This is a genomic window from Achromobacter sp. T5-5 (genome assembly GCF_055397965.1).
Map to the genome: position 1 here is coordinate 4,515,812 of NZ_AP027919.1, position 12,968 is coordinate 4,528,779.

The window sequence follows — 12,968 nt, forward strand, 5'->3', positions numbered from 1 at the left end:
ATGGTTTCCCTGCGGTCGTTCGACATGCGCGCAAGCCCCGCCAACATTGGGCGTCGGCCTCCCAGTTGTCAGACAATCGATCCCCATCCTGCCGACCTGTCAGCCCAAGCAAGCGCTTGTTTCAGTTTGTCCCAAATTTAAGATTTACCTTCCCATGTTTTGAAGAGTGCGGCCACCCACCGGCCAAAAGGCTAACAACCCTTTTGATACAAAGTAATTAGTCTGAAAGTGACAAAGCCCGCGCGCAAATTCTGTATTATGCGAAGCACAACAAATAAACATAACTTCGCCGGCGATTAAAGCAGTTCCATAATCAGGAATAAACCATGGCCCGAGAAACCTACGCAGCTCTGCAAGCAAAGATCGAAAAGGAAATCAACAAGCTCCAAAAGAAGGCTGAAGTCCTCCAGACGAAGCGCCGCAAACCCGTGATCACGTCGATCATCACGTCGATGCGCGAGTACGACATCACCCCCGAAGAAATCATCGCAGCCTACGGCGCCGGCAAGCCCGCCCGCGCCGCCACGGGCGGCCGCCGCAAGGCCAGCGCCCCCGCCCGCGCAGGCGCCACCGCCAAGCGCGCCGTTGCGCCCAAGTACCGCCATCCGCAAACCGGCGAAACCTGGAGCGGCCGCGGCAAGGCGCCGCGCTGGCTCGCCGCCGAAGAGGCTGGCGGCGCCACCCGCGAGAGTTTTCTTATCAAAGAATAAAACCTATTCTGCAGTAAGAAATAAAAGCGGCGCACCATGATGGTGCGCCGCTTTTATATTAAGAATGCGCGCCGCGCGCGCGAAGGACTCAGCGCAGCGGGAATTGAATCTCGCGCTCCGCGCCATTATTGCCCGGGAAATTGTCGAATATGGCACGCACCAGATACGGCATCGTGCGGATCAAATCGTCACGCTCGCTCAATATGAAGGCGGTCGAACGGTATACCTCGGCGCCGCCCTGCTGCGTGTCGCGAATGAAAAGCGACAAAGAATTGCGCTGGACCACCATGGGCACGTCCACCCAGTCCGGCCCCCAGAATCCCGCGCCCATGCCCCAGGGCCCTGGCCCATAGAAACCGCCATAACCGCCGTAGAAGTACGGATCATAGGGACGGCGCACCATCACCTGGGTCTGCGAACTGCCATAGCGGAACGACACGTCGAAACGACCTTTTGCGCCGGACCGGGCTTCGACCAGGCCCGTGGCGCCGATGCCGGCACGCACCATGTCCTGGAAGGACTGGTATTCCAGATTATTGATTTGCGAGGAATCGGCCGGTACGAACTGATAGGTCTGGCCCTCGACGCCCGCTGGCCATTGCTGGAACGACGTCACTCTGGCCGATACGGTCGGCGCGGCGCAGCCCGTCAAGGTCAATGCGCCCAGCACGGCCAATATACCGGCCCACCGGCCGAGACTGCTGAACAACGACGTGCTGGACATTTGCGGCTCCTTTTGCGCGACGGCGCATGATACCGAGCTTTGACATACGCGCTTGCCAAAAGTTTAAGGCTAGCCCGTAAGCCCGGGGGTGTGGCCAGCGGCCAACCACTACAATAGGCGCATTGTTCATACAGGACTGCAAATCCCATGCGCACCGAAACACCCGTTACCGTATACCGCAAGGATTACCAGCCCTACCCCTACGAAATCCCCGAAGTCGCCCTGGCCTTCGACCTCGCGCCCGACGCGACCGAAGTGCGTTGCACGATGCACGTGCGGCGCAGGCCCGAAGCCGGACCCGACGCCGCCCTGATCCTGGACGGAGAAGAGCTGGAACTCGTGTCGGTAGGCGTGAATGGCGAACCGCTGCCCGCCGCCCGCTACCAGTTGTCGGACCACACCCTCACGTTGCAGGGCCTGCCAGCCGATGCCACGGTCGAAATCGTCAGCCGCTGCAAGCCATCGGCCAACTCCACGCTGATGGGGCTGTACGTATCGGGCGGCAATTTCTTCACGCAATGCGAGGCCGAGGGCTTTCGGCGCATCACCTGGTTTGCCGACCGTCCCGACGTCATGTCGCGCTATCGCGTGACCTTGCGCGCCCGCCCCGAATACCCCGTTCTCCTGTCCAACGGCAATCTGATCGCCTCGCGCCAGTTGCCCGACGGCCGCAACGAGGTCGAATGGGAAGATCCCTTCCCCAAGCCTTGCTACCTGTTCGCGCTGGTGGCCGGCAACCTGACGCACCGTGAAACCAAGGTCCGCACCGCCAGCGGCCGCGAGGTGCTGCTGCAGGTCTACAGCGATCCGGGGTCCGAAACCAGGACCGAATGGGCGCTGGATTCCCTGGTGCGCGCGCTGCGCTGGGACGAAAGCCGCTTCGGGCTCGAGCTGGACCTGGACCGCTTCATGATCGTCGCCGTCCATGACTTCAATATGGGAGCCATGGAGAACAAAGGGCTGAACATCTTCAATGCCGCCTACGTGCTGGCCAACGCCGACACGGCCACCGACGCGAACTACGAAGGCATCGAATCCGTCATCGGTCATGAATACTTCCACAACTGGACGGGCAACCGGGTCACCTGCCGCGACTGGTTCCAGCTCAGTCTCAAGGAAGGCCTGACGGTCTTTCGCGACCAGGAGTTCAGCGCCGACATGATGGCGCACGGCATGGACGCGGACGCCGCGGCCAGCGCCCGGGCCGTCAAGCGCATCGACGACGTGGTGGCGTTGCGGGCGGCCCAGTTCCCCGAAGACGCTGGCCCCATGGCGCATCCGATCCGCCCGGAAAGCTACCAGGAGATCGGCAATTTCTACACGGCCACCGTGTACGAGAAAGGCGCCGAAGTCATCCGCATGCAGCACACGCTGCTGGGCGAGGAAGGCTTTCGCGCCGGCATGGACGAGTATTTCCGCCGCCATGATGGCCAGGCCGTGACGTGCGACGATTTTGTCGGCGCCATGGAATCGGTCTACCAGCGCCAGCATCCCGGCCGCGACCTGTCGGTGTTCCGCCGCTGGTATCGCCAGGCCGGCACGCCGCGCGTCTCGGTCAAACTGGAACACGACGCCGCCGCCCGCCGCTGCACGGTGACGCTCACCCAGTCCTGCCCGCCGGTCGGCGTGGAAAAGAAGGCCGGCGCCGATTACGTAAAAGCGCCCTTCCACATTCCCTTTGCGATCGGCCTGCTCGACCACGAAGGCAATGCCCTGCCGCTGCGCCACGAAGGCGCCGTCGTCGACACCGCCCTGCTGGAACTGACGACGCAAAGCCAGCAATGGGTGTTCGACGATATCGCCGAGCGCCCCGTGCCGTCGCTGTTGCGCGATTTTTCCGCGCCCGTCATCGTGGACTACGACTGGTCGGACGAGGAATTGGCGCTGCTGTCCGCGCACGACGGCAACCCCTTCGCCCGCTGGGAAGCCGGCCAGGAACTGGCCACGCGCCAGATCCTGGCCCTGGCGCAAGCCCGCCAGGCCGGACGCACGCTGCACGCCGATGACGCCTTCATCCAGGCGTGGCGCGCGCTGCTCACCGATCCCGCGCTCGACGCCGCCTACCGCGCACGCGCGCTGGCGCTGCCGTCGGAAAAGACCCTGGCCGAGCGCATGCAGCAGGTCGATCCGCCCGCGCTGGCCGTGGCGCGCGACTTCCTGCGCGCGGAGCTCGGCCGGCAGCTGCAAGCCGAGTTGCGCCACGCGTTCGACGACAACCAGACGCCGGGCGAATACAGCCCCGCTCCCGTGCCCGCGGGCAAGCGCGCGCTGAAGAATCTGGCGCTCAGCCACCTGATGGCGGCGGGCGAACCGCAGGCCCAGCAGCTGGCGCAACAGCAGTATGCCAACGCCGGCAACATGACGGACAGCATGGCCGCGCTGTCGGCGCTGATCAACTTTGGGCAGGGCGACTTCCCCCAAGACGCGCTGGCCGCCTTCTACGCGAAGTGGAGCGCCGATCCCCTGGTGGTGGACAAGTGGTTCGCGCTGCAGGCCGCGGCCCGCTCGACCACGGTGCAGACCGCGCGCGAGCTGATGAAGCATCCGGCGTTCACGCTGCGCAATCCCAATCGCGCCCGCGCGCTGATTTTCCAGTTCTGCCTGAACAACGCCCGCGGCATGCACCATCCGGACGGCTCGGGTTATGCCTTCTGGGCCGAACAGGTGCTGGCGCTGGATGCGTTGAATCCGGAGATCGCCGCGCGCCTGGCGCGCGCCCTGGACAACTGGTCGCGCTTCGTGCCTGCCCTGCGCGCGCCGATGCAGGCCGCGCTTGAGAAAGTGCGCCAGCACGACGGCCTGTCGCGCAACGTCCAGGAAATCGTATCCAAGGCTTTAGAATTTGCTGCATAGGGAGACCCTTTTGAAACGTAAAACACTGACTCAATACCTGGTGGAGCAACAGCGCTCCGCCCAAGCCCTCGCGCCGGAAGTCCGGTTGCTCATCGAAGTCGTGGCGCGCGCCTGCAAGGCGATCAGCCATGCCGTCAGCAAGGGCGCGCTCGGCGGCGTCCTGGGCAGCCTCGACAGCGAGAACGTGCAGGGCGAAGTCCAGAAGAAGCTGGACGTGCTGTCCAACGAAATCCTGCTGGAAGCCAACGAATGGGGCGGCCACCTGGCCGCGATGGCCTCGGAAGAGATGGAGACCATCCACCTGATTCCGAACCGCTATCCCAAGGGCGAATACCTGCTGTTGTTCGATCCCCTGGACGGCTCGTCGAACATCGACGTGAACGTGTCCATCGGCACCATCTTCTCGGTGCTGCAGGCTCCGCACAATGTGTCGGGCGCGCCGGTCTGCGAAGCGGACTTCCTGCAGCCGGGCAACAAGCAGGTCGTGGCCGGCTACGCCGTCTACGGTCCGCAGACGATGCTGGTGCTGACCATCGGCAATGGCGTGGTGGGCTTCACGCTGGACCGGGAAATGGGCTCGTGGGTGCTCACGCACGAGAACATCCGCGTTCCGGAAGACACCAAGGAATTTGCCATCAACATGTCGAACCAGCGCCACTGGGCTGCCCCGGTCAAGCGCTACATCGACGACTGCCTGGCCGGCTCGACCGGCCCGCTGGGCAAGGACTACAACATGCGCTGGATCGCCTCGATGGTGGCGGACGTGCATCGCATCCTGACCCGCGGCGGCATCTTCATGTACCCGTGGGACGCCCGCGAACCGGGCAAGGCCGGCAAGCTGCGCCTGATGTACGAAGCCAACCCCATGAGCTTCCTGATCGAACAGGCGGGCGGCGCGGCCATCAATGGCGTGCAGCGCATCATGGACATCCAGCCCGAGAAGCTGCATCAGCGGGTGAGCGTCATCCTGGGCTCGAAGAACGAAGTCGAACGCGTGGGCCGCTATCACGCCGAAGACGCAGGCAGCAAGGCCGCGGGCTGATTACCAGCCCCGACGCAAAAGCAAAAAGCCCCGGCCAGTTCAAAACTGGCCGGGGCTTTTTACTTTCAGGCTGTTCAGTTTGATCAGGCTGCCGCGCGCCTTACTTGACCTCTTCGATGGACTTCACGTCGTCCTTGTTGATCTGAACCTTCTTGCCATTCTGTTCGTATTCGTACATTCCCGACTTCTTGTCGTATTCGGGCTCATCGGGCGCTACGGTCGAAGAGCCGTCGCGTTGGTTGATAACCGAGGGCGACGAGCATCCGGCCAGCACTCCAACTCCGGTCATCACCAGGGCCAACGTCATGGTCTTCAGGTTCATGGTCGTGTTCTCCGAGTGTTGAATAGGTGATTTCACTCTATCGGAATCCGGCCCCGAAATCGTGTCGGGTTGTCGGCAAAATGCATAAGAACGTAATCGGCCCCGACCCCAATAACGAAAAACCCCTCGCAGGGCGGGCCTGGGAGGGGTTGCAACCGAATACATGCGGCAAGCGCGATTTACACCTTGGCGTTGGCCTCGATGAAACGACGCACAGACTCGATATTGCAGTCCATGATTTCGACGCGCTGCGGCAACGATTCCAGGTCGGCGAGATTGCCCGGCGGGGTGGCGGGACGGCCCAGCGCCTCTTCGATGGTCTCGGAGAACTTGGCCGGCAAGGCGGTTTCCAGCACGAGCATCGGCACGCCGGGTTCGACGAAATCGCGAGCGACCTTCACGCCGTCGGCGGTGTGCGGATCGACCAGCACGCCGGTCGCGTCGTACACGGCGCGGATCGTGGCGAGACGATCCGTGTGCGAGCTGGCGCCCGACACGAAGCCGTACCGCGATTCAAACTGGTCCTTGAGCTCGGACAGGTCGAACGACCCGTCGCGCACCAACGCCGTCCACAATTCCTTCACGCGTCCCGTGTCGCGGCCCACCAGGTCGAAGACGAAGCGTTCGAAATTGGAGGCGCGGGAAATGTCCATCGACGGGCTGGACGTGGCGTAGGTCTGTTCCGCCGGACGGGGGCGATACACGCCGGTGCGGAAGAATTCTTCCAGCACGTTGTTCTCGTTCGTGGCCAGCACGAGCCGGCGGATGGGCAGGCCCATGCTGCGCGCGATGTGGCCCGACAGGATGTTGCCGAAGTTGCCCGACGGCACGGCGAACGACACCTGCTGTCCGGCGCGTTCGGTGGCGCGCAGCCAGCCGTGGAAGTAGTACACGACCTGGGCGGCGATGCGCGCCCAGTTGATCGAGTTCACGGCGCCCAGGCGGTAACGGGTCTTGAAGGCCAGGTCGCTGGCCAGCGCCTTGACGATGTCCTGCGCTTCGTCGAACACGCCGCGCACGGCGATGTTGTGGATGTTCTCGTCCTGCAGGGAGTACATCTGCGCGCGCTGGAAGGCGCTCATGCGGCCATGGGGCGACAGCATGAACACCGCCACGCCCTTCTTGCCGCGCAAGGCGTATTCCGCCGCCGAGCCGGTGTCGCCGGACGTGGCGCCCACGATGTTGAGCGTGGTGCCGCGCTTGGCGAGCACGTACTCGAACACCTGGCCGAGGAACTGCATGGCCATGTCCTTGAAGGCCAGCGTCGGACCTTCCGACAGGCCCAGCAACGACAGTCCGCCATCCAGCGGACGCAGGGGGACGATGTCTTCGCTGTTGAAGATCTGCGGCGTGTAGGCGGCGCGGGTCAGGCGGCGCAGGTCTTGCGCGGGGATGTCCGTCGCGAACAGCGACAGCACCTCGAAAGCCAGGTCGGCGTACGACAGGCCGCGCCAGGATTCCAGCGTTTCAGCCGATACCTGCGGCAGCGTCTGCGGCACCGCCAGGCCGCCGTCGGGCGCCAGGCCTTCGAGCAGGATGTCGGAAAATTCCTGCGCGGCCATGCCGCCGCGCGTCGAGATGTATTTCATGTCAATTGCTCCACGATGCGCCAGCCTTGCCGGATCCGGTCCGCGCGCAGGCCCCCTTGAAGGGGGACCGCCCAGCGGAAAGCGCCAGAGGCGCTCCGGAGTCGGTCTTGCTCACGTCAGGTTCTCCACGCGCAGGCGCGTGACCTTGGACCGCACGAAGGGCAGCGATTCGATGCGCTCGATGGCCTGGTTGACGTTGCCTTCCACCGCCTCATGCGTGAGGAAGATGATGTCGGCGCCGCCGATGTGCGAGGGCTGCTGGATCATCGAACCGATGGAGATGGAACGGTCGGCCAGGAGGCGCGCAATGTCGGCCAGCACGCCAGGCTGGTCGTCCACGCGCAGGCGCAGGTAGTACGACGTGCTGACCTGTTCGATCGGCAGGATCGGCGTATCCGACATGGCATCGGGCTGGAACGCCAGGTGCGGCACGCGGTTGCCGGGATCGGCGGTATGCAGGCGCGTCACGTCGACCAGGTCGGCCACGACCGCCGAGGCGGTGGGTTCTTCGCCCGCGCCTTGTCCGTAGTACAGCGTCGGGCCGACCGCGTCGCCCTTGACCAGCACGGCGTTCATCGCGCCTTCGACATTGGCCAGCAGGCGCTCGGCGGGCACCAGCGCCGGATGCACGCGCAATTCGATGCCGTCGGGGCGGCGCTTGGTGATGCCCAGGAGCTTGATGCGATAGCCCAGGCGTTCGGCATGCTCGATGTCTTCGGCGGCCAGTTGAGAGATGCCCTCGATGTAGGCGCGATCGAATTGCACCGGCACGCCAAAGGCCAGCGAGGCCAGCAGCGTCAGCTTGTGCGCGGCATCCACGCCTTCCACGTCGAAGGTCGGATCGGCTTCGGCGTAGCCCAGGCGCTGGGCTTCGGCCAGCACGTCGGCGAACGGCAGCCCGCGCGAACGCATCTCGGACAGGATGAAGTTCGTGGTGCCGTTGATGATGCCGGCAACCCACTGGATGCGATTGGCCGTCAGGCCTTCGCGGATCGCCTTGATGATGGGGATGCCGCCGGCGACGGCGGCTTCGAAGTTCACCATCACGCCGCGTTCGGAGGCGGCGGCGAATATCTCATTGCCGTGCTTGGCCAGGAGCGCCTTGTTGGCGGTGACCACATGCTTGCCGTTGGCGATGGCTTCGAGCACCAGATCGCGCGCCAGCGTATCGCCGCCGATGAGTTCCACCACGATGTCGATCTCGGGATCGCGCACCAGCGCATGCACGTCGGTATCGACCAGGATGGAGTCGCCCACGCGGGCACGCGCCTTCTCCACGTCGCGCACGGCGGCGCGGGTGACTTCAATGCGGCGGCCGGCGCGGCGGGCGATTTCCTCGGCGTTGCGCGACAGCACGGTCCACGTGCCGCCACCCACCACGCCAAGACCCAGCAGGCCCACTTTCATGGGGTTCATCGCGCCGCCCTCTGCGGGCGGGCGTTGAGGGGAATTCATTTCAGTTCTCCATAATGCTGTGCAAGGGACACCCTACTTGGCAGCACCCAGCGCGGCCGCGCGGAGCCGGCTTCGCCGGTCCGCTGCGGCGCCCCTTGGGGGGAAGCGCGCAGCGCTGCGGGGGGGCCCTATTTCAGCAGTCCGTCCTTGCGGAACATATCTTTGATGCCGCGCACCGCCTGGCGGGTGCGCTGCTCGTTTTCGATGAGCGCGAAGCGCACGTAATCGTCGCCATACTCGCCGAAGCCGATCCCGGGGGAAACGGCCACTTTCGCATCCGACAGGACACGCTTGGCAAATTCCAAAGAGCCCATCGCCCGGTAGGGTTCGGGGATCTGCGCCCAGATGTACATGGACGCCTTGGGAATCTCCACATTCCAACCTGCTTCGTGCAGGCCGCGCGCGAGCACGTCGCGGCGGCTCTGGTACTGCGCCACGATTTCGTTCACGCAGTCCTGCGGACCGTCCAGCGCGGCGATGGAAGCCACCTGGATCGGCGTGAACGTGCCGTAGTCGTGATAACTCTTGATGCGCGCGAGCGCGTTGACGAGCTCGCGGTTGCCGACCATGTAGCCGATGCGCCAGCCCGCCATGTTGTAGCTCTTGCTCATCGTGAAGAACTCGACCGCGACATCGCGCGCGCCGGGAACCTGCATGATGGAGGGCGCCACGTAGCCGTCGAAGGTGATGTCGGCATAGGCCAGGTCATGCACGACGAGGATGTCGTGTTCCTTGGCCAGCGCCACCACGCGTTCGAAGAACGACAGGTCCACGCATTGCGCGGTAGGGTTGCTGGGAAAGCCCAGCACCATCATCTTGGGCTTCGGGATGGATTCGCGCACGGCGCGTTCCAGTTCCTCGAAGAAATCCACGCCCGGCGTCATGCGCACGGAGCGGATGTTGGCGCCCGCGATGACCGCGCCGTAGATGTGAATCGGGTAGCTGGGGTTGGGCACCAGCACGGTGTCGCCGCGATCCAGCGTGGCCAGCATCAAGTGGGCCAGGCCCTCTTTCGAACCGATGGTGACGATGGCTTCGGAATCCGGATCGAATTCGACTGCGTAGCGACGCTGGTACCAGTCACAGATCGCCTTGCGCAGGCGCGGAATGCCCTTGGAAACGGAATAGCCATGCGTGGTGGGGCGGCAGGTCGCCTCCACCATCTTGTCCACGATGTGCTTGGGCGTTGCGCCGTCCGGATTGCCCATCGACATGTCGATGATATCTTCGCCGCGCCGACGCGCCGCCATCTTGAGCTCGCCGGTGATGTTGAAAACGTACGGGGGCAAACGCTCGATGCGAGAGAACTTCCTCATGATGGGAATCCTTAGGGGCGAAAAGGCAAAAAGACCAGGGCGCGGTCGCGCGAAGGGAAAGGGGCTCAAAGCCGCGCCGGCACACGTTTGCAGCGCAGCAAAACCCTGTAATCTAGCGCAACGACGCCCGGGCGGCAAATGAGGCAAAAAAAGCCACTTTCCCCTCGTGGATACGTTGCAACATGCGGCGTGTCCTATGCGCTATTATCAAGCACGTAAAGCCGGAGTTCTTATTGAAGCTGCATACCGATCCTGCGACGGCCGCTCTTAACACTGTCACCGCTTATGGCGATGGCTACATCGAGGTCAACCAGGTACGTTTTTCTTCGTCGGTCGCGTTTGGCCCCGAAGGCGAAGTTACCGTCTGGCCCGTTGAGTCGCCGGCCGACATCACCTCCTCCCTCTTGCTCCAGGCAGCCGGATTGTCCGAGCCCGCCCGCGACCCCATGGATTTCCTGGACGCCCCGGAATCCTCGCCCAGCCGACCGGCCAATGCGCCCGAGGTCCTGCTGGTGGGCACCGGCGGCAAGCAACGGTTCCTGCGTCCCGAAGTATTACGTCCCCTATTGGCCGTGGGCATCGGCGTGGAAACGATGGATACCCACGCCGCCTCGCGCACCTACAACATCCTGATGGCTGAGGGCCGGCGCGTGGTCGTCGCCCTCATCCCTCCCAATGGAGCAACCAGTCAATGACGCCGAGCATAGGCAAACCCGCCCCGCTGTTCACCGCCGAAAGCACCATAGGCCCCATCAGCCTTGAGCAGTGCCAGGGGCGGGCGGTAATCCTGTATTTCTACCCCAAGGACAACACGCCCGGCTGCACCACCGAGAGCCAGGACTTCCGCGACCTGCACGCCGAGTTCCTGGCGGCCAGCGCGATCGTGATCGGCATCTCGCGCGACTCGCTGAAGTCGCACGAGAATTTCAAGGCCAAGTACGAGCTTCCCTTCCCTCTCATCTCCGACGCCGACGAAACCGTCTGCAATCTGTTCGGCGTCATCAAGCAAAAGAACATGTATGGAAAGCAGGTGCGCGGCATCGAACGCAGCACCTTCTTGATCGATGCCTATGGCGTGCTGGTGCAGGAGTGGCGCGGGGTGAAGGTCCCGGGCCACGCCAAGGAAGTCCTGCAAGCCGCCAAAAGCATCGGTTAGCCGCACAGGAATACCCGTCAGGCGCTATAGCCGGCCCAAACAGGAGAGTGACGCATATGCCGCTTCCGAAGTTGCCTACCCGCCCCGCAGCCATCCTGACCTTCCCCTCGGGCGACTCCGCCCGGGCGCAGGCCCGCACCACCAAGACTGCCGCTGCGCGGTCCAACACCCAGGCCGCCCTCGCCGAAGACGAGGACGAACTGCTGGTCCAGCCAGAACTTGATGGCATGGCCGCGCCGGCGCGCAAGGCCCACGCGCCATCCCCCGCTCGCGAGGTGCCGCCGCCCGCGCCGGCCACGCCGGCCGCGCGCGCGCCCGCCCGCCAACAGGCCAAGACCGCGCCGGCGCCCGCCAAGCGCGGCAAGGCCCGCGCCGAGAACGCCCCGCGCAAGCTGTTCGTGCTGGACACGAACGTGCTGCTGCACGACCCCAGCTCGCTGTTCCGCTTCGAGGAACACGACATCTTCCTGCCGATGATGACGCTGGAAGAGCTGGACCACCAGAAAAAGGGCATGTCCGAAGTGGCGCGCAATGCGCGCCAGGTCAGCCGGTCCCTGGACTCGCTGGTGCAGGACGCCACGCACCTGGACGAAGGCCTGGAGCTGGCCAAGCTGGGCAACAAGGACGCCACCGGGCGCCTGATGTTCCAGACCACGGCCATCCACAGCACCCTGCCCTCGGATCTGCCGATGGGCAAGGCCGACAACCAGATCCTCGGCGTGGTGCGCGCGCTGCAGGAAAAATACCCGCAGCGCGAAGTGGTGCTGGTGTCCAAGGACATCAACATGCGCCTGAAGGCCCGCGCGCTGGGCATGGCCGCCGAAGACTACTTCAACGACCATGTGCTGGAAGACTCGGACCTGATGTATTCGGGCGTGATGCAACTGCCCGAGGACTTCTGGAACAAGCACGGCAAGGACGTCGAATCCTGGCAACAGGGCGGCACCACCTTCTACCGCATCCACGGCCCGCTGTGTTCACAGTTCGTGGTCAACCAGTTCGTCTATTTCGAAGGCCAGATGCCGCTGTACGCGCAGGTGCGCGAAGTGAGCGGCAAGATGGCGGTGCTGGCCACGCTGCGCGATTACACCCACGGCAAGAACAATGTCTGGGGCATCACGGCGCGCAACCGCGAGCAGAACTTCGCCATGAACCTGCTGATGAACCCGGAGTGCGATTTCGTGTCGCTGCTGGGCCAGGCCGGCACGGGCAAGACGCTGCTGGCGCTGGCGGCGGGCATCACGCAGGTGCTGGAGACCAAGCGCTACACCGAGATCATCATGACGCGCGTCACGGTGCCTGTCGGTGAAGACATCGGTTTCCTGCCCGGCACCGAAGAAGAAAAGATGCTGCCCTGGATGGGCGCGCTGGAAGACAACCTGGACGTGCTGAACATGGGCGACGGCGAAGGCAACGGGGACTGGGGCCGCGCGGCCACCATGGACCTGATCCGCTCGCGCATCAAGGTGAAATCCCTGAACTTCATGCGCGGCCGCACCTTCCTGAACAAGTACCTGATCATCGACGAGGCGCAGAACCTGACGCCCAAGCAGATGAAGACGCTGGTGACCCGCGCGGGCCCCGGCACCAAGGTGATCTGCCTGGGCAACATCGCCCAGATCGATACGCCCTATCTGACGGAAGGCAGCTCGGGCCTGACGTTCGTCGTCGACCGCTTCAAGGGCTGGCCGCACTCGGGCCACGTCACGCTGCAGCGCGGCGAACGGTCTCGCCTGGCCGACTACGCGGGCGACGTGCTGTAGGTCCAGGCCCGCACCCGTCATCGCTTCGGCAACGAAAA

General features: G+C 64.2%; 11 protein-coding genes. 6 read left to right on the top strand and 5 right to left on the bottom strand.

What is annotated here, in order from left to right; all coding sequences use genetic code 11:
* Positions 1-326 precede the first annotated feature (326 nt).
* On the top strand, positions 327-710 hold the full coding sequence (locus tag ACZ50Q_RS20480; RefSeq protein ID WP_076519761.1) for an H-NS histone family protein: 384 nt from the start codon (positions 327-329) through the stop codon (positions 708-710).
* An 88-nt stretch (positions 711-798) separates the two neighbouring features.
* Here ACZ50Q_RS20480 and ACZ50Q_RS20485 read toward each other — a convergent pair whose 3' ends face one another.
* Complete coding sequence (locus ACZ50Q_RS20485; RefSeq protein ID WP_464079413.1) at positions 799-1,434, bottom strand: DUF4136 domain-containing protein; 636 nt, start codon at positions 1,432-1,434, stop codon at positions 799-801.
* Between the two features lie 147 nt (positions 1,435-1,581).
* Between ACZ50Q_RS20485 and pepN the strand changes: the two genes are divergently transcribed.
* Entirely contained in the window at positions 1,582-4,287 is a 2,706-nt protein-coding gene (pepN, locus tag ACZ50Q_RS20490; protein ID WP_464079414.1) for an aminopeptidase N, read from the top strand.
* A gap of 10 nt (positions 4,288-4,297) precedes the next feature.
* A complete protein-coding gene (locus tag ACZ50Q_RS20495; RefSeq protein ID WP_076519758.1) occupies positions 4,298-5,329 on the top strand; it encodes a class 1 fructose-bisphosphatase in 1,032 nt (343 codons plus the stop codon).
* A gap of 100 nt (positions 5,330-5,429) precedes the next feature.
* On the opposite strand, the gene ACZ50Q_RS20500 is transcribed toward ACZ50Q_RS20495, so the two are convergent.
* The 4 genes from ACZ50Q_RS20500 to alaC form a co-directional block, all read right to left on the bottom strand.
* Entirely contained in the window at positions 5,430-5,651 is a 222-nt protein-coding gene (locus tag ACZ50Q_RS20500) for a YgdI/YgdR family lipoprotein (protein WP_056567306.1), read from the bottom strand.
* Positions 5,652-5,830: 179 nt separating this feature from the next.
* The gene (thrC, locus tag ACZ50Q_RS20505; RefSeq protein WP_464079415.1) at positions 5,831-7,240 is read right to left on the bottom strand and encodes a threonine synthase; all 1,410 of its coding nucleotides are present in this window, start codon (positions 7,238-7,240) and stop codon (positions 5,831-5,833) included.
* A gap of 111 nt (positions 7,241-7,351) precedes the next feature.
* The gene (locus ACZ50Q_RS20510; protein ID WP_076519756.1) at positions 7,352-8,656 is read right to left on the bottom strand and encodes a homoserine dehydrogenase; all 1,305 of its coding nucleotides are present in this window, start codon (positions 8,654-8,656) and stop codon (positions 7,352-7,354) included.
* A gap of 167 nt (positions 8,657-8,823) precedes the next feature.
* Complete coding sequence (gene alaC / locus ACZ50Q_RS20515; RefSeq protein WP_175493234.1) at positions 8,824-10,011, bottom strand: alanine transaminase; 1,188 nt, start codon at positions 10,009-10,011, stop codon at positions 8,824-8,826.
* Between the two features lie 233 nt (positions 10,012-10,244).
* On the opposite strand from alaC, the gene ACZ50Q_RS20520 reads away from it, so the two are divergent.
* The 3 genes from ACZ50Q_RS20520 to ACZ50Q_RS20530 are packed head-to-tail and all read left to right on the top strand — an operon-like array spanning position 10,245 to position 12,930.
* On the top strand, positions 10,245-10,706 hold the full coding sequence (locus ACZ50Q_RS20520; protein WP_076519754.1) for an Mth938-like domain-containing protein: 462 nt from the start codon (positions 10,245-10,247) through the stop codon (positions 10,704-10,706).
* Positions 10,703-11,167, top strand: a complete 465-nt coding sequence (locus ACZ50Q_RS20525) for a peroxiredoxin (RefSeq protein ID WP_076519753.1) — start codon at positions 10,703-10,705, stop codon at positions 11,165-11,167. Before ACZ50Q_RS20520 ends, ACZ50Q_RS20525 begins: the two co-directional genes overlap by 4 nt.
* Positions 11,168-11,223: 56 nt before the next feature.
* On the top strand, positions 11,224-12,930 hold the full coding sequence (locus tag ACZ50Q_RS20530; protein ID WP_464079416.1) for a PhoH family protein: 1,707 nt from the start codon (positions 11,224-11,226) through the stop codon (positions 12,928-12,930).
* Positions 12,931-12,968: the final 38 nt, after the last annotated feature.